This is a genomic window from Streptomyces sp. NPDC046831, from assembly GCF_040645305.1.
In the GTDB taxonomy this organism is placed as follows: domain Bacteria; phylum Actinomycetota; class Actinomycetes; order Streptomycetales; family Streptomycetaceae; genus Streptomyces.
On record NZ_JBEYXZ010000001.1, the window covers coordinates 164680 to 186344 of the forward strand.

At 72.0% G+C, this 21665-nt stretch carries 22 protein-coding genes; 13 read left to right on the top strand and 9 right to left on the bottom strand.

The features are described from left to right. Positions 1-14: 14 nt before the first annotated feature. Entirely contained in the window at positions 15-1130 is a 1116-nt protein-coding gene (locus ABZ920_RS00555) for a PLP-dependent aminotransferase family protein (protein WP_361496904.1), read from the top strand. A 477-nt stretch (positions 1131-1607) separates the two neighbouring features. Beyond that, positions 1608-2843 carry a benzoate/H(+) symporter BenE family transporter gene (locus ABZ920_RS00560; RefSeq protein WP_361496907.1) on the top strand — a complete coding sequence of 412 codons (1236 nt, stop codon included), beginning with the start codon at positions 1608-1610 and terminating at the stop codon, positions 2841-2843. A 165-nt stretch (positions 2844-3008) separates the two neighbouring features. Here the strand turns inward: ABZ920_RS00560 and ABZ920_RS00565 are convergent, their stop codons facing one another. Continuing rightward, positions 3009-3446 (bottom strand): glutaredoxin domain-containing protein, encoded by a 438-nt coding sequence (locus ABZ920_RS00565; protein ID WP_361496910.1) that lies wholly within the window; start codon positions 3444-3446, stop codon positions 3009-3011. A gap of 179 nt (positions 3447-3625) precedes the next feature. Between ABZ920_RS00565 and ABZ920_RS00570 the strand changes: the two genes are divergently transcribed. Next, a complete protein-coding gene (locus ABZ920_RS00570; protein WP_361496913.1) occupies positions 3626-4117 on the top strand; it encodes a GNAT family N-acetyltransferase in 492 nt (163 codons plus the stop codon). Positions 4118-4338: 221 nt separating this feature from the next. Here ABZ920_RS00570 and ABZ920_RS00575 read toward each other — a convergent pair whose 3' ends face one another. The 4 genes from ABZ920_RS00575 to ABZ920_RS00590 all read right to left on the bottom strand — a co-directional run bounded on the left by ABZ920_RS00575 (position 4339) and on the right by ABZ920_RS00590 (position 6624). Then, positions 4339-4785 (bottom strand): VOC family protein, encoded by a 447-nt coding sequence (locus ABZ920_RS00575; RefSeq protein WP_361496916.1) that lies wholly within the window; start codon positions 4783-4785, stop codon positions 4339-4341. 68 nt (positions 4786-4853) lie between these two features. Next, the gene (locus ABZ920_RS00580) at positions 4854-5267 is read right to left on the bottom strand and encodes a helix-turn-helix transcriptional regulator (RefSeq protein ID WP_361497568.1); all 414 of its coding nucleotides are present in this window, start codon (positions 5265-5267) and stop codon (positions 4854-4856) included. Between the two features lie 87 nt (positions 5268-5354). Continuing rightward, a complete protein-coding gene (locus ABZ920_RS00585; RefSeq protein ID WP_361496919.1) occupies positions 5355-5933 on the bottom strand; it encodes a TetR family transcriptional regulator in 579 nt (192 codons plus the stop codon). 199 nt (positions 5934-6132) lie between these two features. Then, positions 6133-6624, bottom strand: coding sequence for a hemerythrin domain-containing protein (locus ABZ920_RS00590; protein ID WP_361496922.1), 492 nt, complete (start codon positions 6622-6624; stop codon positions 6133-6135). 392 nt (positions 6625-7016) lie between these two features. Between ABZ920_RS00590 and ABZ920_RS00595 the strand changes: the two genes are divergently transcribed. From ABZ920_RS00595 to ABZ920_RS00620, 6 genes are all read left to right on the top strand, one after another. Beyond that, entirely contained in the window at positions 7017-8027 is a 1011-nt protein-coding gene (locus ABZ920_RS00595; RefSeq protein ID WP_361496925.1) for an aldo/keto reductase, read from the top strand. Positions 8028-8057: 30 nt separating this feature from the next. Further along, on the top strand, positions 8058-8471 hold the full coding sequence (locus tag ABZ920_RS00600; RefSeq protein WP_361496928.1) for an SRPBCC family protein: 414 nt from the start codon (positions 8058-8060) through the stop codon (positions 8469-8471). 203 nt (positions 8472-8674) lie between these two features. After that, on the top strand, positions 8675-8989 hold the full coding sequence (locus tag ABZ920_RS00605; protein ID WP_361496931.1) for a metalloregulator ArsR/SmtB family transcription factor: 315 nt from the start codon (positions 8675-8677) through the stop codon (positions 8987-8989). Beyond that, positions 8986-9396 carry an SRPBCC domain-containing protein gene (locus ABZ920_RS00610; RefSeq protein WP_361496934.1) on the top strand — a complete coding sequence of 137 codons (411 nt, stop codon included), beginning with the start codon at positions 8986-8988 and terminating at the stop codon, positions 9394-9396. The genes ABZ920_RS00605 and ABZ920_RS00610 overlap by 4 nt, the downstream gene beginning before the upstream one ends. Positions 9397-9627: 231 nt before the next feature. Further along, complete coding sequence (locus tag ABZ920_RS00615; RefSeq protein WP_361496937.1) at positions 9628-11865, top strand: helix-turn-helix transcriptional regulator; 2238 nt, start codon at positions 9628-9630, stop codon at positions 11863-11865. A gap of 7 nt (positions 11866-11872) precedes the next feature. After that, positions 11873-12430, top strand: coding sequence for an XRE family transcriptional regulator (locus ABZ920_RS00620; protein ID WP_361496940.1), 558 nt, complete (start codon positions 11873-11875; stop codon positions 12428-12430). A 170-nt stretch (positions 12431-12600) separates the two neighbouring features. On the opposite strand, the gene ABZ920_RS00625 is transcribed toward ABZ920_RS00620, so the two are convergent. Beyond that, complete coding sequence (locus tag ABZ920_RS00625) at positions 12601-13626, bottom strand: winged helix-turn-helix domain-containing protein (RefSeq protein WP_361496943.1); 1026 nt, start codon at positions 13624-13626, stop codon at positions 12601-12603. A 153-nt stretch (positions 13627-13779) separates the two neighbouring features. Between ABZ920_RS00625 and ABZ920_RS00630 the strand changes: the two genes are divergently transcribed. Continuing rightward, positions 13780-14160, top strand: a complete 381-nt coding sequence (locus tag ABZ920_RS00630) for a hypothetical protein (RefSeq protein WP_361496946.1) — start codon at positions 13780-13782, stop codon at positions 14158-14160. Positions 14161-14408: 248 nt separating this feature from the next. On the opposite strand, the gene ABZ920_RS00635 is transcribed toward ABZ920_RS00630, so the two are convergent. After that, complete coding sequence (locus tag ABZ920_RS00635; protein WP_361496949.1) at positions 14409-14960, bottom strand: EF-hand domain-containing protein; 552 nt, start codon at positions 14958-14960, stop codon at positions 14409-14411. Positions 14961-15127: 167 nt separating this feature from the next. Next, the gene (locus tag ABZ920_RS00640; RefSeq protein ID WP_361496952.1) at positions 15128-16543 is read right to left on the bottom strand and encodes a hypothetical protein; all 1416 of its coding nucleotides are present in this window, start codon (positions 16541-16543) and stop codon (positions 15128-15130) included. Positions 16544-16857: 314 nt separating this feature from the next. Between ABZ920_RS00640 and ABZ920_RS00645 the strand changes: the two genes are divergently transcribed. Continuing rightward, on the top strand, positions 16858-17958 hold the full coding sequence (locus tag ABZ920_RS00645) for a PP2C family protein-serine/threonine phosphatase (RefSeq protein ID WP_361496955.1): 1101 nt from the start codon (positions 16858-16860) through the stop codon (positions 17956-17958). Between the two features lie 235 nt (positions 17959-18193). Here the strand turns inward: ABZ920_RS00645 and ABZ920_RS00650 are convergent, their stop codons facing one another. Further along, positions 18194-18925: an alpha/beta fold hydrolase gene (locus ABZ920_RS00650; RefSeq protein ID WP_361496958.1), complete on the bottom strand. Its 732-nt coding sequence runs from the start codon at positions 18923-18925 to the stop codon at positions 18194-18196. A gap of 353 nt (positions 18926-19278) precedes the next feature. Here ABZ920_RS00650 and ABZ920_RS00655 point away from each other — a divergent pair, with 353 nt between their 5' ends. Beyond that, positions 19279-20382 (top strand): AI-2E family transporter, encoded by a 1104-nt coding sequence (locus tag ABZ920_RS00655; protein WP_361496961.1) that lies wholly within the window; start codon positions 19279-19281, stop codon positions 20380-20382. 108 nt (positions 20383-20490) lie between these two features. Further along, positions 20491-21555, top strand: coding sequence for a YihY/virulence factor BrkB family protein (locus tag ABZ920_RS00660; protein ID WP_361496964.1), 1065 nt, complete (start codon positions 20491-20493; stop codon positions 21553-21555). The last annotated feature ends 110 nt before the right edge of the window (positions 21556-21665 follow it).

Genomic DNA, 21665 nt, shown 5'->3' on the forward strand with positions numbered 1-21665 from the left:
CTAGGAGACGACCTGTGACCGTCCGGACCGTCCACTTCTCTCGCGGTATACCCCCGCTCGAAGCGATCCCCTCCGCGGCCATCGCCGAGCACACCTCCGCGATCCTCGCCGCGGAGCCCGACCGGGTCTTCCAGTACGCGCCCATCGGTCACCACACCGGTGACCAGGAACTGCGCGAGCAGCTCGGCAAGTTCCACTCCGTCGACCCCGAGCGGATCTTCGTCACCAACGGCTCCCTGCAGGCCCTCGACCTGCTCGCGGCCCACCTGCTGCGCGACGCCGTCCGGCCGCGGGTCCTGGTCGAGGCACCGACGTACGACCGCGCCGTGCAGATCTTCGAACGGCATGGGGCCCAGGTGTCGGGCGTGCCGCTGCGGCACGACGGCATCGACGTGGACGCCCTCAGGGAGCGGCTGCGCGCGGAGGTGCCCGCCTTCGTCTACGTCATCCCGGACTTCCAGAACCCCAGCGGCGTGACCACGAGCGAGGACAAGCGCCGGGAGCTGGTGCGGCTCTCCGCCGAGTACGGCTTCACGATCCTGGAGGACATCCCGTACCGCGAGCTCCGCTTCGGCGGCACCGCGCCCACGTCGCTCGGTGAGCTGGCCGAATCGGTCGACGGGGCCCGGGTGTTGACCATCGGCTCGCTGAGCAAGGTGCTGAGCCCCGGTCTGCGCGTCGGCTACGTCATCGGGCCGGCCGACACGCCCCGCGCCCTCGCGGCGCTGGCCGAGGGCACGTATCTGTCGCCGGCCCCGCTGCTCCAGACGATCGCCGCGCGGACGCTCGCGAACGGTCTCGTACGGGAGAACGTCGACCGCGTACGGGAGTTGCTGCGGCCCCGGCACGACGCGGCGGTCGAGGCGGTGCGGCAGACGCTGGGCGAGGTACAGCTGTGCGTGCCCGAGGGCGGCTACTACGTCAGCGTGCACCTTCCCGTCCGCACCGACGAGGCGTCCTTCCTCGCGGCTGCCCGGGACGACGGGCTCGCCCTGACGCGCGGTTCGGCCTTCTACCCGGCCGACTCCGCGCCTCCCACCGGCACCGTTTTCCTCCGCCTGCCGTTCCAGGCACTCGACCCCGATGAATTCGCGGAGGGCGTCCAGCGGCTGGCGGCCGCCGCCAAGTGAACGGCGTGAGGTCCGGCCGGAGCTGAGGCAACGGCACAGGACCAGGCCCGACAGGGCACCGCTCGCTCAGCGACGTCAAGAACAGCCGATCGCTGAGCGAGCGGCACGAGAGACCGAGAGAGGGATCGCAAGGTGGACGCCAGGGGGGCGGGAACCGACAGCCGGACGAGTGACAGCAGCAGGGCCGGGGCCGGCGGGCGAGCCGGGGCCGGCAGCCCGAGCGGCACCCCCGAAGCCGGCCGCCGGCCCGGTGGCGGCAACGACGCCGAGGCCGACGACCGGCGCGGTGACGGCGGCAGCCCCAGCGGCGAACTTCCGGCCCGCCGCCGGACAACCTGCGGCAGCGAGGCCGGAGTCGACGACCGGGCCGGGGGCAGCGGCTCGAGCGGCGAGCCCGAAGCCGACACCGAGGTCGACGGGTGGGCCGGGGACGGCAGTCCGAGTGGTGGTGGCCGTGGCCGTGGCCGGCGTGGCCGTATGGGGGGCAGACCGGGCGGTAGTGGGGCGGAGCGGCGTCGGGTTGGGCGGGACGCTTCCGTTTCCGCTGTGGTCGCCGGGCTCGTCGCGGTCGTGGTGTCCTGTTCAGGTCCGCTGGTGATCGTGCTCGCCGCGGCGGAGGCCGGGCGGCTCAGCGGTGTGCAGACCGCGTCCTGGGTGTGGGCCGCATGTGTCGGTAGTGGTGTGACGTGCGCGGCGCTGAGCTGGTGGACCCGTATGCCGGTGATCACCGCCTTCTCGACGCCCGGCGCGGCGGTCCTGGTCGGCAGCCTCGGTCAGTACTCGTATCCCGAGGCGATCGGCGCGTTCCTGGTCACGGGCCTGGCCATGGCCCTGATCGGGGTGACGGGCGTCTTCGGGTGGGCGATGCGGCGCGTGCCGCCCGGCGTGGTGGCGGGCATGCTCGCGGGCGTACTGTTCTCGTTCGGGGCCGGGGTGTTCTCCGCGCTGGACAGCATCCCCGTACCGGTACTCGCCTCCCTCGTCACGTACTTCGTGGTCAAGCGACGCTCAGCGCGCTACGCGGTGGCCCTCGCCCTTCTCGCCGCCGTGCTCGCGGCGGCCGCGGGACCGGGTATCCATGCACCGGCGGGTGACATCACCCCGGCCGTCCCGGTGTTCACCTCCCCCGACTTCTCGCTCCAGGCGATGGTGGGCATCGCGGTCCCGCTGACCGTGGTCACCATGGCGTCGCAGAACGCCCCCGGCCTCGCCGTGCTCGCCGCCTTCGGCTACCGCCCGGACGACCGCGTGCTGATCGGTGTCACCGGGCTCACCACGACGGCACTCGCGCCGTTCGGCGGACACGGGATCAACCTGGCGGCCATCACCGCCGCGATCTGCACCGGCGAGGAGGCCCACCCCGATTCCCGGCGCCGCTATGTCGCGGGCATGGCCTGCGGCTTCTTCTACCTCCTCACCGGGATCTGCGGAGCCACTCTCGTGGGGCTGTTCACCGCGCTGCCGGCCGACCTGGTCGCCGTCATCGCCGGGGTGGCGCTCCTCGGCACGTTCTCCACGAGCCTCGCCCAGGCCGTCGCCGACGAGCCGGGCCGGGACGCGGCCGTGGTGACCTTCCTGACGACGGCGTCGGGCGTCACCCTCGGTGGCATCGGCGCGTCCTGCTGGGGCCTGGTCCTGGGCCTGGCCACCCACGTGACGCTCACCGTGCGGGGACAGTCCCGCCGCCCCGACCACGACCGCGTTTCTCCTTGACCACGGCCGCTACCGGCTGCCGGTGGACGAGGTGCCCACCGGCCCCCCCGCTGCGCGCACGCTGACGGCCGCCCGACCGCCGTGTCTGATGCGGACGTGCGGGGCAGCGGCGGCGGAATCGAAGGTTCCCGCTCCGTCACGGGCGCGGTGTGACGAGGACGGCGGTCATGTCGTCGGGGAGAGCCGTGCGCGCACCCATGCGGGATCGGGGTTGGTGTACGGCCGGCCCGCCACCATGACGGTCGGCACAATCTCGTCGCCGTCGTTGGCCGCCCGCACCACCGCCGCCGCGGCGGGATCGCGCCCGATGTCGACCCAGTGCAGCCGGTGGCCGCTGCGGCCCAGGCGCAGCCTCAGGCGCAGGCAGTACGTGCAGCCCGTGCGCCAGTACACGATCGGCCGGCCGTCGGCCTCGCTGCGGCGCTGTGCCTCCGCCGCACTGATGGAGCGGGGGAAGACCAGTGGCGACTGAAGCCACGCGAACAGGACGAACACCAGCGTCAGGAGCGCGGCGGCGAAGAAGCGCCCCTCGGCGAGCAGCGGGGCCGTCGCGAATGCGCCGCAGACGACGAACAGCGTCGGCAAGTACCAGGCGCGTGTCATGCGCGCACCCTACGGGGAGCAGCAGGCCCGCCGTCACACTGCGGCACCGGCCTCCGTGCCGATCTGACCCGGTCTCCTGGCCAAGCCACCCCGCGCTGGTACGGCGAGGTCTGTTTTCGGACGGCGCGCGGGCCTACGCTACTGAAACGACCGTTTCAGTAGTGATGAGGGGAGTCATGATGAGGCAGCGCGACGTGCTGGTGCGGCGTCTGGGCCGTCCCGGCGACCTCGGCTGGGTCGTCCAGGCGCACGGCGAGCTCTACGACCGTGAGTTCGGCTGGGACACCCGCTTCGAGGCGCTCGTGGCCAAGATCGTGGCCGGCTACGCCCAGGCCGGGGACGACGAGCCGCAGGCGGCCTGGATCGCGGAGGTCGACGGGGAGCGGGCCGGCTGCGTCTTCTGTGTCCGTGCCGACGAGACGACGGCCCAGCTCCGGCTGCTGCTGGTCGCTGAGAAGGCCCGCGGCCTGGGGCTGGGCGCGCGTCTGGTAGAGGAGTGCCTGCGCTTCGCACGCGAGGCCGGGTACCGGACCATCACCCTGTGGACCAACGACGTCCTCGCCTCGGCCCGGCGCATCTACCGGAAGCACGGCTTCGAGCTGGTCGCCGAGGAACCCCATCACAGCTTCGGGCGCCATCTCGTGGGCCAGACCTGGCAGCGCGCGCTGTAGTGCGCACGCCCGCGTGCCCGGCCGGCCCCGGCCCGGCCCCGGCCCTCGTGGCCGGCCGGTCGGGAAGCGCGCCGGCCGTCCGCCCGGCCGCGGCGCGCCTAGGCCCCGTGGGCGTCCCCGCTCACCGCCCGGCCGGGGCAGGGCTCGCCGTCACCCCGCTGCCCGGCGCGCCGGCGACCCCGGGCGGCTGTCCGAGCTCACCAGGCCGGGGACCGTGGCCGTCAGCCGGCCCAGTTCTTGTCCATGTCCAGGTCACCCTCGCGCCGCTGGGTGAAGGAGAACCAGTTGCCGGAGTCGTCACGGAAGAGCGCTTCGATGCCGTAGGGCCGCTCCTGAGGCTCCTGGAGGAACTCCACACCTCGGTCCTTGAGCCGCTTGTAGTCACCGTGGATGTCGTCGGTGGCCAGCACACCGGCGCCGAGGGCACCCTTGGTGATCAGTTTCCTCATCATCTCGGCCGACTCCGGGTCCATCGAACCCGTCCCGGGCACCATGAGCGTCAGCTCCACGTCCGGCTGGCCGGGGGCGCCGACCGTCAGCCAGCGCATCCCGCCCTCTCCCATGGTCATGTCGGTACGGACTTCCAGACCGAGCTTGTTCGTGTAGAAGTCCTTGGCCCGGTCCTGGTCCAGGACCCAGACGGTGGTGATGGCGAGCCCCTTGATCATGGCTTCTCCCTGTGGTGCGAACCGTGCTTGCACTGCCACGGTAGGCAGGACGCCGATCAGCCCGCTTCTCAGGAATTGCTTCGTCGCGCCTGCTCGGCGCCGGCCCGGAAGCCGCCGGCCCACAGCATGGCGTAGCACCCGGGTATGAGCGCCGCGCCGCGGCCGACGTGCCGGGCGCGGTACCCGCTGGGGGTGAGCCCCGTCCAGGCCTTGAACCGGGCCGAGAACGTGCCGACGCTGCTGAAACCGACGAGATGGCAGATCTCGGTCACCGACAGGTTGGCGGTGCGCAGCATCTCCTCGGCGCGCTCGATGCGGCGGTGGGTCAGGTACTGGCCGGGCGTCTCGCCGTACGTCTCCTTGAACGCCCGGATGAAGTGGTAGCGCGAGTAGCCAGCGTGGGCCGCGACCGCCCGCAGGTCCAGCTCCGGGTCCGCCCAGTCCCGGTCCATGGCGTCCTTGGCGAGCCGCAGCTGCCGCATCTTGTCCATGGTGCCGATGGTGGCACGGGGGTCCGACAACGACGCCGGGCCGGATCGCGGCCGACGGCTCGGACTCGGGAGGCGGTCTCAGGCCAGCCGGTCGAGCTGCATGCGCACCGCGGCGGTCGAGCGTGTGACATCGCCGGTGGCGAGCAGGTCCAGCAGTGCCCCGCGCAGAACGGCGAGCACGAGGGTCCGCTGCGCGATCCCCTCCTCGGTGTCGCGGACGTCGGCCGTCTGGCTGCCGGCCAGCAGGCGCAGCCAGTCCTCGACCGTGCTGCGGGCGAAGCCCGACCAGGGCCCTTCGGGGTCGACGAGGGAGCGGGCGTAGCTCTCCACCCACAGGGTCAGCAGGGCGCGGTGGGCGTCGTCGGCCAGCCATCGCCACAGCCCCTGCGCGGCCGACCGCAGACCGCCTGGCTCACCCTGCGTGCCGGCCATCCGGCGGATGAGGGCGAGCTCGTCGGCCCGTGCCCGCTCGAGCAGGGCCCGGATGAGGCCGTCCTTGCTCCCGAACAGGTACAGCAGGACGCGCGGACTGGACCCGATCTCCTCCGCGAGCGGCCGCAACGACAGATCACCGAGTCCGCTGCGCAGCGCGTAGGCGTAGGCCGCTTCCAGCAACTCCTGCTGCCGCGGGGACGGGCTCACTCCGGGACGGGTCACCTCGCCAGTCTACTGAAACGTCCGTTTCATACTGGCGTGGTTGACCGTGACTGATCGTCAGGCGTTGCCGTACGCCCGATCGTGCCCGCCCCGCGGGGGCGGTGGTCTCGCCGGAACGACGAGGTCACCGCCCCCGCTTCCGAGGCCGCCGCCGGGTACGGGGGGCGCGGGGCGGGGCGTGTGAACGGTGCGGTGGGGGTCAGGACTTGACGATGCTGCGCACGTTGTCCAGCGAACCGCAGTTGGCCTTCAGATGGCGTTCGCGCTCCTGCAGGAATGCCACGCCGAGTTCCTGGCGCCGCTCCATGGCCACGTTCTCCCGTGCTCCGTTGAGGACGGTGCGTTCCTCTTCGTCCGCGTGGTGGGTGACGGCTTCCACGAGCGCTTCCAGTTTCTCGTCCCATTCCTCGGAGCCGATCTCCTCGACCTCGAGGAGCTCCAGGAGGGCCTGGTTGCCCTCGTCGTGCTCGTCCTCCCCGTGTTCGACCTCTTCGTCGTCGATGTTCTTGTACCGCTTCAGGGCGGGGTAGACCTTGGCCTCCTCGGCCAGTGCGTGCGCGATCAGGAGGTCCGCGAACTCCTGCAGCGCGGCCGCCCGGTCGGCCTCGATGCTCCGCATCTGGCGGAAGAGGTCTTCCATGCGCCGGTGGTCCTGGAGGATGAGGTCGACGACGTCGTGTGTCTCGGCCATGGGACGGGCACGCCTTTCGTTCGGGGGATCGGGCCACTTCCGCTTACCCTCATCCCGCCGTTTTGAGCGCTCCGGGCAGCACGCCTGCCGCCGCCGGCGCCGTCCGGTGTGGGCCTGCCGGGTGGTGGCGACGCCGATGCGCCGGGGCGGCCGTCGTCGCGACGGCCCGTGCCGCTCATGGAGCCGGCGGTCGGCGGGCGACCACGGACAACGGCGTGCGGCGGTTTCCGCACGTCGGACAGGTAAGACCCGCAGGGTCTGAAGTGTGTCCGACCAAGTCTTGGACAGTCTCAAGTCTGGTTCCTAGGGTCGAACACGTCAGCACGACGGACCCGCGCACCGGGCGCGGAGACCACATCCGTCGTCGTTCCGCACAGCAAGGAATGCGCACCATGTCGATCAGGTCTTTCCTGCCGGGCCGTCTGGGCTTCGGTACTGCTCCGCTGGGCAACATGTTCCGGGCGATCCCCGACGAGGAGGCCGCGGCGACCGTGGACGCCGCGTGGGAGCAGGGCATCCGCTCCTTCGACACCGCTCCTTTCTACGGCGCCGGCCTGTCGGAGATCCGCCTCGGCGAGGCGCTGGCCGGCCGGCCGCGTGACGAGTTCGTCCTGAGCACCAAGGTCGGCCGCGTCATCCTCGACGAGGTCGAGGACCCCGGCGCCCGGGACCTGGGGGAGAAGGGCGGGCTGTTCGAGCACGGACGCCCGAACAGGATCGTCAACGATTACTCGGCGGACGCCACGCTGCGTTCGATCGAAGACAGTCTGAAGCGGCTGAGGACGGACCGGCTGGACATCGTGTGGGTGCACGATGTCGCGCAGGACTTCTACGGCGACGAGTGGCTGGCGGCGTACGAGAGCGCCCGCACCGGCGCCTTCCGTGTCCTGCAGAAGCTGCGCGACGAGGGCGTGATCAGGGGCTGGGGCCTGGGTGTCAACCGGGTCGAGCCGCTGGAGCTGACGCTCGACCTGGACGAGCCGAAGCCGGACGCCTTCCTGCTCGCCGGCCGCTACACGCTCCTGGACCACGAGCGCGCCCTGCAGCGGCTGCTGCCCGCCGCGCAGGCGCAGAACGTCGACATCGTGGTCGGCGGGCCGTACAGCTCCGGTGTCCTGGCCGGCGGGCAGCATTTCGAGTACCGGAAGGCACCCGCCTCGGTCGTCACCAAGGTCGAGCGCATCAAGGCCCTCGCGGGCGAGCACGGCGTGGGCGTCAAGGCGGCCGCGCTGCAGTTCTCCCTGGCCCACCCGGCGGTCGCCGCGGCGATTCCCGGTGCCTCCCGGCCCAGCCGCATCGCCGAGGACGTCGCCGCGCTCGGCGAGGACGTCCCGGCGGCCTTCTGGACGGCTCTCCGTACGGAGGGGCTGATCGCCCAGGACGCCCCCGTGCCCAGCGCCTGACTCCCACTTCACCCTCAGGAGATGACAACCATGGCGACGACCAGCGCGACCATCGACCTTCCCGTCCCGGCCGACCGGGTCTGGCAGCTCATCGGCGGCTTCGGCTCCCTGCCCGACTGGCTGCCCTACATCCCCGAGAGCGGGCTCAGCGAGGGCGGCCGCGTGCGCAGCCTCACCAACGAGGAGGGGGACGTCATCGTCGAACGCCTCGAAGCGTTCGACAACGACGCCCGCACGTACACCTACTCCATCCTCCAGGCGCCGTTCCCCGTCACCGGCTACCGCTCCACCCTGACCGTGCACGAGGTGGACGGTGACCGGAGCCGGGTGGAGTGGTCGGGCACCTTCACCCCGGCGGGAGCGAGCGAAGAGGAAGCGATCGCCCTGTTCCACGGCGTCTACACCGAGGGGCTGGCGGCGCTGAGGGAGACGCTCCAGGCGTGAGGGCGGACACGGGACGCCCGGTCGCCGCCGCCGGCTTCGCACGGCGGCGGCGACCGGCCCCGTGGCGCGGGGCCCGCGATGCGTGCAGGCTCCTCGTCCGACCATGACTCCGTGCACCTCGGCACGTCCCGCGCCCGCCGCGGCCGCTCGCAATGCGTCGGATTTCATTGACGCGTCGGAAGCTTCCGGCATATCCTTTCGGCATGCCCACCGACGTGTTCGGCGTGCTGGCCAATCCGGTACGCCGCAGACTCCTGGAGCACCTGCGCGAAGGGCCCCGCTCCACGGGCGAGCTGGCCGCACTCTTCGAGCTGGGGAGGCCCGCCGTCTCCGAGCACCTGGCAGTGCTGCGCACCGCCGGACTGGTACGCGAGGAGCCGCGCGGCCGGCACCGCTACTACCACCTCGAACCCGCCCGACTGGCCGAAGTGAGCCAGTGGCTGCACCCGTTCGAGCACTACTGGCAGCAGCGCCTGGACGCCCTGGCCGAACTCCTGGACGAGGAGAACGAGACATGACCGAGAACAACACGATCACCTGCGAGAAGTTCCTGCCCCACCCCCCGGCGGCGGTCTGGCGGGCGCTGACCGACCCCGAACTCCACGCCCGCTGGTGGGCCGCCGGCGACGTCCGGCCCGTCGTCGGACACCGCTTCACCCTCGACATGGGGAACTTCGGCAGCCAGCCCTGCGTGGTGACCGAGGTGGACCACCAGCGCCTGCTGGCCTACCGGTTCGCCGAGGGCACCCTCGACACCACCCTCACCTGGCTGCTCCAGCCGGAGGACGACGGCACCCGCCTCCTCCTGACCCACTCCGGTTTCGACCTCGACTCCCCGATGGGCCGACAGGCCTACGACGGGATGGGCAAGGGCTGGCCCCACGTGCTGGACCGCCTGGGCACCGTCCTGGCCGAAACCGCCTGACCCCAGCCTCCTCCCGGGTGCCGGCCACGCGGCCGCTTCGACCGACGGCGGTGCGCCGTCGTGCCGCTCCCGTCGAGCCCCACCGTCCGGCGCGGGCGGTGGGGCCGCTCGTGCCGGAACAGGACTCGTCGGGTCAGGAACGGTTTCCGTACGGGAGGTGAGGGGCGAACGTCCGCCATAAGTACGCTTCGGGGGTAGGGTGTTCGGTCTTGGAGTCCTGGAGGTGCCGGCATGTCCGAGTTGTTCGACGCGGTCGACGCGCTGGTCGCGTCCCGGGCCTCGTTGCCGCCGCCGGAGGAGCGCAGGCGGCTACGGAAGGCCCACGGTCTGACGGTCGAGGAAGTGGCCGCGGCGCTCAAGGTCCGACGGGCGACCGTGAGCGGCTGGGAGGCCGGCAAAACGGAGCCGCGGCCGCCGGAGCGCGACGCCTACGCACGGCTGCTGAACAGGCTCGGCGAGCTGTATCCCGCCCCCGCCGGCGAGACCGCGCCCGCCCCGGAGCCGGCGGTGCCGCAGTCGTTCACGGACGAGCCCGTCCCGGCCACGGACCCGCGGACCGCGTCAGCGTCACTGGCCTCGGCAGCGCCGGCCACGACGGCTTCCGACCACACCCGGCCCCGCCCCGCGACCGGCAGCGCGCCGGCCGGCGCGTCGCGGCCGGCACGGACGAGTGCACCGTCGCCGACGCCGCGCCGTCCGGGCGCGGGGAGGGCCGCCCCGGCCGGCACCCCCGCGGGCGCCGACCCGCGCTTCGAGAACGGCCCGCTCGCGGTCGTCGACGTCGATGACGGCCAGGTCGTGGCGTACTGCGCCGGCGGCCTGCTCCTGGACGTGCCCGCCAAGTCCCTGCCGGCCCTGGTGGAGTGGACGCTGAAGGAGGCCGGGCTCGGGCAGCCGAAGCTGGTCGGCCCGGGCAAGGACGCCGATCCGCTCCTGGTGCTCACCGAGGCCGCCCTGGAGCGGTACGGCCTGCCCGTGGCCCTCACGGAGGAGGAGCGGCTGGCGGGCCGGCTGCCGGAGGGCCACAAGGTCATCAGGCAGCTGGCCCGCGCGGAATGGAAGCTGACCCGGCGCGGGTTCGGGCCCTGGGCGCGGATCTACCGCCCGGCGCAGGGCTCGGAACGCAACTGCGTGCAGCTGTGCATCCCGTCGTGGAACGCGCTCGACGCCCGGCACTGGGGCAACGCCGCCGAGCTTCCCCCGGCGGACCTCGCCCGGCTGCTCGGCACCTACGCGGCGCGGGTGATGACGCCGCGTGGGTCGACCGCCGTGACCGGCCTCGAGCTGATGACCGCCCTGCACCCGCCGACCCGCGCCTCCGAGCCCGACGAGACGGGCACGCGGCACAGCGTGCACAACCCCGGATCGCTCGGCAAGGACCCGGTCGACCCGGCGCCCTGCGAGGCCCCCGACGGGCACCCGCTCCTGGCGGACCTGCCGCGCTTCCACCGCCGCACACCGGCGGAGGTCCTCGCGGAGGAGGCCTGCGACTGGGCCCGCCCGCTCACCGACGACGAGTGCACGAAGCGGTTCCTGGTCGGCATCGACGTCAACATGGCCTTCGCCGCCGGCGCCAACGGCCTGGTCGTCGGCCTGGGCGCGCCCACCCACGTCGAGCGGCCGCCGTTCGACGCCAAGTTGCCCGGCTCGTGGCTGGTCGACCTGTCCCACGTCGACCTGTCGAGGGTGAAGGCCGGCAAGGAGTGGGTCCAGCTCGACGCCGGGCTGCTGCCCAGCCCGTTCACACCGTCCGGCGAGCGCCCCGCAGGACCGGCCTGGTACGCCACGCCGACCGTCGCCTACGCCGTCGAGCTGGGGTACGACGTCACCCCGCTCGAGGCCTACGTCCGCCACGAGAACGGCCGTTACCTGGACGCCTGGTACAACCGGCTGCGCGACGCCTACGTGGTCACCATGGCCGAGCTCGGCGTGCCCGCCGACGCGCCACCGGAGGAGTTCCTGCGGGCCATGGCCGGCCACAGGGACCGCGACCCCGAGCTGGCGATCGTGGTCTCGGCGATCAAGGCGACCGTCAAGGGCGGCATCGGCAAACTGCGTGAGCGGCCGCGCGGCGAGGGCTGGAAGCCCGGCCGGCCCTGGCGCGCCCTCGCCCGCCCCACCTGGCGCCCGGACATCCGCGCCGCGGTCATCTCCCGCACGCGGATCAACATGCACCGCAAGATCGTCAGGCATGCGGCGTTCACCGGCCAGTACCCGGTCGCGGTCCTGTCCGACTGCGCCGTCTACGCCTCCACCGGGCCGTCGCCGCTGGACTTCCTGCCCTACCGCGAGGGCAGACCGCTGCCGGGCGGCTGGCGGCTCGGTGTCTCGCCCGGGATGGTCAAGCACGAGGGCACCCAGACCGTGCTGTGGGGCGAAGAGGTCCGCGAGCGGTTCGACGCGCCGGAGCTCAACCTCGCCCGGTACATCAAGACCGGCGAGGTCACCACCGGGGACGACGGGGAGTGACAGGCCGATGAGCGTGTTCGGGGACGGCCTGGACAAGGCCGTGCAGCGGGCGTTCACCCGCCCCGTGCCCAAGAGCGCGGGCGCGCAGATGCGCTACCTGGTCAAGCAGCTCAAGAGCACCAGGGCCGTCGCCCGGATGCTGCGGATCTCCCAGCGCACCGTCGAGCGGTACGTGAAGAACCAGATCAAAAAGCCCCGCCCGGACCTCGCCGCCCGCCTGGAGAGCGAGGTGAGGAAGCGGTGGCAGCCGCAGATCCGCGCCAGGGCACGGCAGCAGGCGGCGACCACCGGCGGCATCGTCATCGACACCCGCGCCCGCATCGGCTACACCGCCCCCGTCGGCACCACCGACGACGCCCGCCTGCGCCACCTCACCGTCGCGCTGCCACCGCAGTACGCCGCCCGCCTCTTCGACGCCCTGGAGCAGGGCGCGCCCGACCAGCAGCTGCAGCAGATCGCCGCCGAAGGACTCAAGGAGGTCTACTTCCAGGACGGCGGCCGCCGCGCCGGCTCCCTGGAGGAGGTCCGCTTCACCGACGTCGAACACGTGGAGTTCGACCTGTGAAACGCGCTGGGCGTGGCGGGGAACCCCGGGACGGGGGCGCCCCGACCGAGTGGTGGCAGGGCCGGGCGGCGTGCGGGCGACCGGAAACCAGGCGTGCGGACGGCGCCACCCGTTGACGTACGCGTCCCTCACACCCGCCGGGCGGGGGAGAGGCAACGGAACAACACCCGTCACCGCGGACGAGCGGGGGAGGGGTGCCGCCCGCCCGCGCGCCCGTCCGCCGGCCGCGCACCGCCGAGCAGAGCGGAACCCAGCGGTGTGAGGCAGTGCAGGACCGTGTTGCCGCGCCGGGTGCTGCTGATCAGGCCCGCTTCGCGCAGCGCGGCGGTGTGGTGCACCGCGGTCGCGGTCGAGACACCGGCGCGCTGGGCCGCCTCGGTGGTCGTGACCCCTGTGGCGGTGGCCCTCAGTATCTCGGCCCGGGTCCGGCCGAGCAGGGCCCGCAGCGGCTTGGCGTCCCCGCCCGGCGGCGGCTCGGGAGGATGGTGCAGCGGATACATGATCACCGGGGGCAGCTCGGGGTCCACCAGCGTGACCGGGTCCTTCCAGCAGAAGTAGGACGGGACGAGCAGCAGCCCCCTGCCCTTCAGACGGACATCCCGCTCCTCGGGGTAGACGGCGACCTCCAGCACGGGATGACGCCAGCGGACGGTCGGCGCCAGATCGCTGAGCAGCCCTTCGGTGCCGCGGTCGAGCACCGACCGGGCGTGGCGGACCCGCTCCGCGTGGAGGCGTTCGGCGATGCGGTCGTCGTACGGGGCGATCACCGTGCGGTGGTAGAGGCGCAGCGCACGGACCAGCTGGTCGCGCAGGTCGCTCTCGGCGAGGCGCGAGACCCACTGCGGCGAGGCAGTCGTCCGGGCGAGCCGCAGCGTCTCCCGGGCCACCTGCCGGCGCGGGGCCCCGAGCACCGCGCTCAGCCCGGCGTCCAGTCCCTCGGCACCCTCCGCGGGAGTGAGGAAGTCCGGGAAGTAGGTCGTGCGCGGAAAGAGCGGCAGCAGGAAGTCGCGCACCACGCCGTCGAGGCCGGCCTCCCGCAGGCGCGACCGCGCCGTGCGGTACCAGTGCGCATAGGCCCAGCGGCCGTCCCGCGTCTGGAAGCGGTGGAGACTGGAGGCGATCTCCCACAGGGGATGCGGTGCGGCCACCACGCGGGTGCGCGCCAGGTCCTCGGCCGTGAAGTGAATGCGGAGCATCCCCTGCCCCCTCTTGTCTCCCGCCTGCGACTTTTCACCCGGTTCGAATGACGGTGACAGAGGCGCCGCACGCCCGGAAGCTGATTTCAGGTTGAACTCGGCACGCAGCGCGAGCGTCAAGAACGGAGAAGCCCTGTGGGTACAGCCCAGCGCATGACGACAATCCTGGCGGCCGCGGTCCTGACCGCCGGCGGACTGACCGCGGTGACGGCGACGTCCGCCGGCGCGGCGCCGTCGGTGGCCTGTCGCAGCGACAGCAACCTCGTGTCCATCAACGGCACCGACCCCAACGGCCACTGGCCGCCCTACAGCTCCGCGTACACCACCGCCAACTGCGTCGACATCCAGGTCAGGCTGACCACGACGACGGAGGTGAAGACCTGCTTCCAGCCCACGAGCGGGCCCTATCACTGCAACGCCTGGCGCACTGCCCCGGCGAACACCTGGACGCTCACGGCCACCGATGTCAAGGACCACACCCAGTTCTGGCTGCTGTTCCTCAGCGAGGGCGTCCGCGGCGTCGCGGCCTACTGAGTCCCCCAGGCCGCCCCCCGAGGCCGACACCCCGCAGGGCCGTCCCCGCGCCGGCCGCCGCGCCGTCCCGGCCTGCCGGGCGAGGGACCGCGGCGGCCGGTGAACCGCCTAGACCCCAAGTGGACTTGAGGTCCTGCGACAGCGAGGCTGCCCCGCGCACGGCGACGGCCGCCCCATGGGATGGAGTTCAGGGGCGGCCGTGGCCGGCTCCCGGCCCGAGCGGACGGAGCCGGCCGGGGACCGACGGGTCAGACGCGCCCGTAGAACAGGCTGCCCGGTGCGTCCGGGTCGTTCGACAGGTAGAACTCACGGATTGCGCGGATGAACTCGTAGCGCGAGATCGCGCCGTCCCCGTCGGTGTCCAGCTTGTGGAACACCTCCATCGCCTCGGGTGCGTCGCTCTTCCACACGTCCCTCAGGAAGCGGGCGAACTCGTCCTTGCCGATCTCGTTGTCCCCGTCGGTGTCGAGGACGTCGAAGATCGCGTGGCCGCCGCCCTCGGTCACGTTGAGCCGGCTGGTGTCGATGACCGCGAGGCGGTTGGCCGTGATGAACTGCTCCTTCGTGAGCCGGTCCCCGTCCACGCCCGAGTGACGGAGCAGCTCCAGCCAGTAGATCTGGCAGTAGGTCTGCAGCGCCCTGGCCCGGAGGTCGTCCCGGCCGAGGCGGTAGGCCTGTATGTAGCGGTCGGCGAGCTTCTGGCAGTCCGTCCACTCCAGGTGACCGTCGTGGTTGGCGTCCATGGCGTCGAAGTTGCGTTCGAGCTTGATGCTGACGATGTCCTGTGCCGTCGTGGTCATGGACCGAGTCCTTCCGTGGTTGTGTCTCGCGCTGTCCTCTGGGTGAGGACATAACGACTGTTACGCAGGAATCGGACAACCGCCCGGCCGTATGGGCCAATCGGGGTACGGGCTCCTGCGCGCCACCCAGGGCACCGCGCGGCACCACCGCCCCGCCGCATTCAGCTCTACACCCCGGCCTCCCACTTGCGTCGGCGCAGCTCACGGTCACTGAAGAGGTGTCGGCTCCGGTCGAGCAGTTCCCCCACTTCCGCGTCGCCGCGCCCCACGTCCGCCGACGGACGCCAGCGCTGCACGCACTGCCCGGCCCGGGTGCGCAGCTTCATGTCCGGGTCCTCCAGCAGACCGACCGCTGCCCGTAGCGCCGCGATGCAGCCGCGCGCGTCGAGCAGCCGAAGTGCGGCGACGCGGACGTGCCGCGGTCGTTCTGAGCCGGTGCGCTCCAGTAGCCAGTCGGCGGGCAGTCCCTGTGCCGAGGGCAGCAGGGTGACGGCCGTCTCGCGGACGACACCGGCGGCTGGATCGTCGAAGAGCGGTCGCAACCGCTCCGTGTCCACGCAGTCCAGTGCCCGCAGCCCTGCCACCGCCTGCGCGCGTACCCCGGCTGCCGGGTGCGCGAGCAGTGGCCACAGCAGGCCGGCGTCCGCGCGGTTCCCGCACTCGGCCAGCCCGATGACCGCACCGGGCGGCAGTTCAAGGGTGTCCGGTGCGGTGCACCACTCCCGGTACCAGGCCGCCGGATCGCCTCCGTGCCGGCGTACGACGTACCGGGCGCAAGCACGCACGAGCGCGGACCGGTCGCTCAGGAACGATTCCGCCTGCACCGGCCGCCCTGCCCGCCGCAGCCCGGTGACGCCGGCCGCACGGGTACGCGGGTTGCGCGCGGACAGCAGTGGAGACAGCACCTCCTCGGACGCCTCTCCGTCCCCCAGTGTCTCGAGGGCCGCTGTGGCACAGATGTCCTGGACCACGGTGTCCTCGTCCCCTGCGGCCGCGCGGGCCAGCTCTCCGGGACACAGCAGCCGGCCCTCGACGGCCAGCCGGTACGCGAACCGCCGGGTGTCGCGGTCGCGGCGGGCGAAGAGGGCGACGAGCTGCTCGCCGGATGCTCGGCGCAGAACCTGGCCGAGCACATCGACGCCGAAGGCACCTCTGTCGCGGCGGCCGACGCGGAGGATGAGCGGCGCGAGGTCGAGGGCGGACTCCACGTCCAGAGCCTCGCGCAGCGACTGCCGGGCGCACTGTCGCACTGGGCCGGCCCAATCGGCGCAGCGGATGACGACCAACGGCAGGAGACCGGGGTAGCGGGCGGACCGACCCACCGCCTCCTGACGGATCCGCCCGTTGCGGTGGCAGAGGGCGAGCGCGAGCCGAGACTCGCCGAGCTGACTCAAGTCGGAGGGCACAGGCGCGGGCTGCTCCCACTCCGGCAGGAACGATGTCCGGTACCTGGCCACCTCGCGCACCCCTGCGTCCAGAGCCAGCCAGTCACCGGGATCGGCGAGATCGAGCGTGCTCCGAAGCGGCGCACCTCCCGCGAGCCGCACCGCTGCCGCTGCCCCGTCCTCAACGCCCTCAAGCATTCCCACCCCTCCAACAGCCGTGCGGCATGAGCGTAGGCCACGGGGTCAGCGCAGAGCACGCGGTCGACCACCACCGGTACGGTCAGCGTCATCGATCTCACGAAGCCGGCCGCCGCCAGTCAGAAGCTCCGAGGGCTGACCACAGCAGGCAGTGGAAGGGCCCCGGCCGGCAGCACCGCCCGCCAGGGGCCCTTCCCGTCCGGGGCGCCGTGGTCCCGGTGCCGGGCCTCGGCCGGGGAGGCGAACAGGCCGGCGCCTGGGGCCGCCGTCGGGCGAATGATGCACAGGCGGAGGACACCCCGCACAGTGGGTGCATGGCCGTCCGAGCACGATGGGTGAACGAAGAGCGGCGAAGCCGCTGGCTGGTCCTGATCCCGGTCGCACTGATCGCAGTGATCACGGTCGTCGACATCCGCTCGCCCACCAGCATCCACCTCGGGCCGCTCCTGGTGATCGCCCCCGCGCTGACGCCGTCCCTCGCCGGGCCCAGGGCCACCGCGGCGATCGGGGCCCTCGCGGTCGCCGCGCAGGTGTGCATCGCCGTGCTGCACGGCGGGCTGACCACCAGCAACCACCTGGCCCAGATCGCCGCGCTGACCGTGCTGTCGGTGCTGATCGTGCTGCTCACCGTGGTACGCGAACGCCGCCGTCGCCAGCTGGAACGCGCCCAGTCGGTGTCCGAGGCCGCCCAGCGAGCCCTCCTGCGCCCGATGCCGGAACGGATCGGAGCGTTCCAAGTCGCCTGCCGGTACCTGGCCGCCGAGCACGAGACGCAGATCGGAGGCGACCTGTACACCGCCACCCGCGCGGACCACACCACCCGCCTGCTGATCGGCGACGTCCGCGGCAAAGGCCTGGCCGCCGTCGGCGAGGCCGCCCTCCTGCTCAGCGCCTTCCGCCTCAACGCCGCCCACCAACCCGGCCTGCCCGACCTCGCCACCGTTCTGGACACCCACGTCCGGCGCTACCTCGTCGATTTCGCCGCCACCGGGGACGAAACCGGCGAGCACTTCATCACCGCCCTGCTGCTGGACCTGCCCGACGGCAAACCGGTCGCCCACCTCACCAACTGCGGACACCCTCCACCCCTGCTGCTGCGCCCCGGACGCGATCCCGAGCCGGTCGGCAGCGACACCGCCCCGCCGCTGGGCGCCAGCCTGCTTCCGGCCGACGCCCACACCTGCACCACCGTCCCCCTGGACGCCGGCGACACCCTTCTGCTGTACACCGACGGTGTGATCGAGGCGCGCGACGGTTCCGGCGCCTTCTACCCGCTGGACCAGCGCGTCACCCGCTGGAGCCAATGCCCTCCGGCCGTGCTGGTCGCGCACCTGAGCCGCGACCTGCTCGCCCACGCGGGCGGCCGCCTGGGCGACGACGCCGCCCTGGTCGCCGTCCACCGCACCGTGCCCTAGCCAGGCCGTGCTTGCAGGACGGCGTCGGAACCGGCACCTACGTGCACACCGGTGGCCGCTGTCCACAGCCGGCTTCTGACCCGGCCCGACGTCATCCCGGTACCGGTCGACGGCATCGCGCCCAGCCAGGTGTGCCTGGCATGGGGGCCACCCGGCGCTCGGCGCTCATCCACGACTTCGCCGAGACCGCTGCGCGAACCCCCGCGCGGACTGAGGCGAACTGACGGCGGCGATGTCAGGGGAGGTGCCGGGCGAAGAAGCGAAGCGCGCTGTCCAGCTCGAAGGCCGGGAGTTCGCCGTGTCGGCCGGGGTTGGCGTGCAGCGTCTTCTCAGCCGAGGCGAAGGCGTCGAACAGCGCCAGGCTCGCCGACCGCGGCACCCGCTCGTCGTCCCACTGCACCAGGAACTCCACCGGTATCGTGATCCGGGCGGCCTCCTCGGCTGAGGCCAGAGCCCCGCCCAGGCCCAACACCGCCGCCCGGATCCGTGGTTCGGCGGCGACGAACGGAACACCGAGTCCGCACCCCAGCGAGACTCCCCAGTAGCCCACCGGGCCGGTGCCGACGTGCTCGAGTGCCTGGACCGCGTCCAGGACCGCCCGCCATTCCGGGACGGTCTGGCGGGCCACGAGCGCCTGGAAGCCCGCGATCAGCGGGGCCAGTTCTTCCCCGGCCTCCACGCGAGCCTGGTTCTCCATAGCGATCCGGTTGTACTCCTCGTGCCTCGGCCGATCGCCATGGCCAGGCACATCGACCGCCACCACCGCGAAATCGCACTCGGCCGCGAAGCGGTGCCCAAGGGCCTGGATACCGGTGGTCTTCTTGTGCTGACCGCCGCCGTGTCCCATCAGGATCAGGGGCCGAGTACCGGCGGCACCTTCCGGCGTCCACAGGACGCCGGGGATGTCATCGAGGAGGAAGAGCTGTTCGCGGACACCGTCGGACGACGTCTCGGAGGTGAAGCGCATGGCGTTGCGAGCCTTTCGGAATGCCTACTGCGGGCACTCCCTGGGCCACGCTCGGGAGGGAGCCCCGACCTGTCACAGCGTTGATGGGTCTCACCTCCTCGGTTCCCAGCGCGCACGGCGGCGCCGAAGGTACCACGGACGATGATGTACGTCGACCCCACGACGCCAGAAGGTTCGAGGGCTGTCGGACCCGGACACGGAGCCGCGCGCCGGTCCGCCGGGCTCGTGGGTCGTATGGTCCGCCGGAGCAATGGATGAGCGCGCGGCAAGCGAGTCCTCGACCCCCTACGCGCCCCGGCGCCGACCCGCCCGCCTCTCCGTTTCCCCCGCGGGATGCCGGGCACTCCGGCTGCATGCAGACACGCCCTGTTCCGGTACGGACCATTCTCGCCACCATCGGCCTGGTGCTCGCCACCTACGTCGGGCTGCAACTGGTGATCGAGACGCGCCGGGTCCTGGTCTGGACGGTGATCGCGCTGTTCTTCGCCGTCGCCCTGCACCCCGCGGTCGCCGCGGTCGAGCGACGGCTGACACGCTGCCGCCGGTCGGTGGCGACTCTGCTGGTCTTCCTGGTGACGGTGGTGGTCGTCGGCGCGCTGATCGCCTTGTTCGTCACCCCGCTCGCGCAGGAGGGCACCCGGCTCGCCGGCCGGCTGCCCCAGATGATCGAGGACGCGCGGTCCGGCCGCGGGCCGGTGGGGAACCTGCTGGAACGCACTCACGCCCTTCGCTACGTGCAGAGTCATCAGGAGCAGATCCGCTCCTTCGCCACGGGACTGGGCACCCCCGCCCTGGCATTCGTGCGCAGCGCGGCCACCACCCTGGCGGGAGCCGTCACCATCTTCGTCCTGGCCTATCTGATGGTGCTGGAAGGGCCGAAGGCCATCGACGGCGCCCTGAGCCTGGTGGACGACGCGCGTGCCGCCCGCATCCGCCGGGTGGGCGCCGCGTGCGCGCGTACGGTGACCGGCTACCTGACCGGCAACCTGCTGATCAGCGTCATCTGCGGAGTGCTGACCTACACCGTGCTGCTCATCGCCGGGGTACCGTTCGCCGGCCTGCTGGCCCTGTTCGTCGCCGTCGCCGACCTCATCCCCCTGGTGGGCGCCACGCTCGGGGCCGTCGTGGCCTCCCTGGCGGCGTTCTTCCACTCCGTACCGGCCGGCATCGCCGCCGTCGTGTTCTTCATCGTCTACCAGCAGGCCGAGAACCACCTCCTGCAACCGGTCATCCTGTCGCGGACGGTCAAGCTCAACCCGCTCACCGTGCTGCTGGCCATCCTCCTGGCCGTCGAAGTCGCCGGCATCCTGGGCGCCCTGCTGGCGATTCCCGTCGCCGGGATGATCCAGGTAGTTCTCCGTGACGTCTGGGCGCACCGCCGAGGACGGCCGCTGGAACTCCCGATGCGGGGCGACGACAGCGCTGACGACCCCGAGCAGGCCACCCGAACCGAGTGACCTGCTGTCGCACACGGCGTGTCGAGGCAGGCACCGCACCAAGTGCGCCTTCCCAACGGGCTGATGCGGAGGCGCTTGGAACCCCCGCTGCGGGAAACCCGCGTCCGTATGGCAGAGATGCATCTTCCCGGACAAGACAAGCGTGCGCCTGGCGAGCAAGAACCGTCCTCCCCTGAAACGGCGCCACCGGAAGCCGGTCCGGACGAGGATGTGGAGCGCGCCGCACCGGACACGCCGGCGAAACTGCCCAAGCGAGCCTGGGGCGCGGTGCTCAAGGGCAGCCTGAAGGAGTTCAAGGACGACGAGCTAACCGACCGGGCGGCCGCGCTGACCTACTACGGGGTGCTGTCCCTGTTCCCGGCCCTGCTCGTACTGGTCTCCCTGCTCGGCGTGACGGGCAAGTCGACCACCGACAAGCTGTTGAGCAACCTCAAACAGCTGACCCCCGGCTCGGCCCGGGACATCATCACCCGGGCCGTGGAACAGTTGCAGGGCAACGCCGGCACCGGTTCCCTCGTGGCCGTCGTCGGCCTGGCGCTCGCCGTCTGGTCCGCCTCCGGCTACGTGGCGGCGTTCATCCGCGCGGCCAACGCCGTCTACGACATGCCCGAAGGCCGCCCGGTATGGAAGATCCTGCCCGTGCGGCTCGGGGTGACGATCGTCCTCATGGTGCTGGCCGTGGCGAGCGCGCTGATCGTGGTGTTCACCGGCGGCCTCGCCCGCCGGGCGGGCACCGCGCTCGGAATCGGAGACACCGCACTGACGGTGTGGTCGATCGCCAAGTGGCCCGTCCTCGTACTGCTGGTCGTCGCGATGATCGCGATCCTCTACTGGGCGACCCCCAACGCCAAGGTCAAGGGCTTCCGCTGGGTCACGCCGGGCAGCTTCCTCGCCCTGCTCATCTGGCTGATCGCCTCGGCGGGCTTCGCGTTCTACGTCGCCAACTTCGCCTCCTACAACAAGACCTACGGCACCATGGCCGGGGTCATCGTCTTCCTGATCTGGCTGTGGATCAGCAACCTCGCCATCCTGCTCGGCCTGGAGTTCGACGCCGAGACGGTCCGGCAGCGGGCCATCGCCGGCGGGCATCCGCCCGAGGCCGAGCCCTACACCCAGCCACGCGACACCCGCAAGTGGGACGAGGACGACCGGCGCCGTATGGACGACGTGTGACGCTGAATCGCCCGGACGGGGGTATCTGCGTGTGCACAGCGGACGTACCGCACGTCAGCCACAGCAAAGTCGGAAGGTGATCGCCGTGTCCAGTACCCAGCCCCGCTTCG

Coding starts and splice junctions, on each gene's coding strand:
- ABZ920_RS00600 (WP_361496928.1), top strand. CDS start 8,058: ATGGCGACGACCAGCGCGACCATCGACCTTCCCGTCCCGGCCGACCGG.
- ABZ920_RS00565 (WP_361496910.1), bottom strand. CDS start 3,446: ATGACACGCGCCTGGTACTTGCCGACGCTGTTCGTCGTCTGCGGCGCA.
- ABZ920_RS00590 (WP_361496922.1), bottom strand. CDS start 6,624: ATGGCCGAGACACACGACGTCGTCGACCTCATCCTCCAGGACCACCGG.
- ABZ920_RS00650 (WP_361496958.1), bottom strand. CDS start 18,925: ATGCGCTTCACCTCCGAGACGTCGTCCGACGGTGTCCGCGAACAGCTC.
- ABZ920_RS00560 (WP_361496907.1), top strand. CDS start 1,608: ATGGGGGGCAGACCGGGCGGTAGTGGGGCGGAGCGGCGTCGGGTTGGG.
- ABZ920_RS00630 (WP_361496946.1), top strand. CDS start 13,780: ATGACGACAATCCTGGCGGCCGCGGTCCTGACCGCCGGCGGACTGACC.
- ABZ920_RS00615 (WP_361496937.1), top strand. CDS start 9,628: ATGTCCGAGTTGTTCGACGCGGTCGACGCGCTGGTCGCGTCCCGGGCC.
- ABZ920_RS00640 (WP_361496952.1), bottom strand. CDS start 16,543: ATGCTTGAGGGCGTTGAGGACGGGGCAGCGGCAGCGGTGCGGCTCGCG.
- ABZ920_RS00625 (WP_361496943.1), bottom strand. CDS start 13,626: ATGCTCCGCATTCACTTCACGGCCGAGGACCTGGCGCGCACCCGCGTG.
- ABZ920_RS00580 (WP_361497568.1), bottom strand. CDS start 5,267: ATGCGGCAGCTGCGGCTCGCCAAGGACGCCATGGACCGGGACTGGGCG.
- ABZ920_RS00595 (WP_361496925.1), top strand. CDS start 7,017: ATGTCGATCAGGTCTTTCCTGCCGGGCCGTCTGGGCTTCGGTACTGCT.
- ABZ920_RS00570 (WP_361496913.1), top strand. CDS start 3,626: ATGAGGCAGCGCGACGTGCTGGTGCGGCGTCTGGGCCGTCCCGGCGAC.
- ABZ920_RS00610 (WP_361496934.1), top strand. CDS start 8,986: ATGACCGAGAACAACACGATCACCTGCGAGAAGTTCCTGCCCCACCCC.
- ABZ920_RS00635 (WP_361496949.1), bottom strand. CDS start 14,960: ATGACCACGACGGCACAGGACATCGTCAGCATCAAGCTCGAACGCAAC.
- ABZ920_RS00620 (WP_361496940.1), top strand. CDS start 11,873: ATGAGCGTGTTCGGGGACGGCCTGGACAAGGCCGTGCAGCGGGCGTTC.
- ABZ920_RS00605 (WP_361496931.1), top strand. CDS start 8,675: ATGCCCACCGACGTGTTCGGCGTGCTGGCCAATCCGGTACGCCGCAGA.
- ABZ920_RS00645 (WP_361496955.1), top strand. CDS start 16,858: ATGGCCGTCCGAGCACGATGGGTGAACGAAGAGCGGCGAAGCCGCTGG.
- ABZ920_RS00575 (WP_361496916.1), bottom strand. CDS start 4,785: ATGATCAAGGGGCTCGCCATCACCACCGTCTGGGTCCTGGACCAGGAC.
- ABZ920_RS00655 (WP_361496961.1), top strand. CDS start 19,279: ATGCAGACACGCCCTGTTCCGGTACGGACCATTCTCGCCACCATCGGC.
- ABZ920_RS00660 (WP_361496964.1), top strand. CDS start 20,491: ATGGCAGAGATGCATCTTCCCGGACAAGACAAGCGTGCGCCTGGCGAG.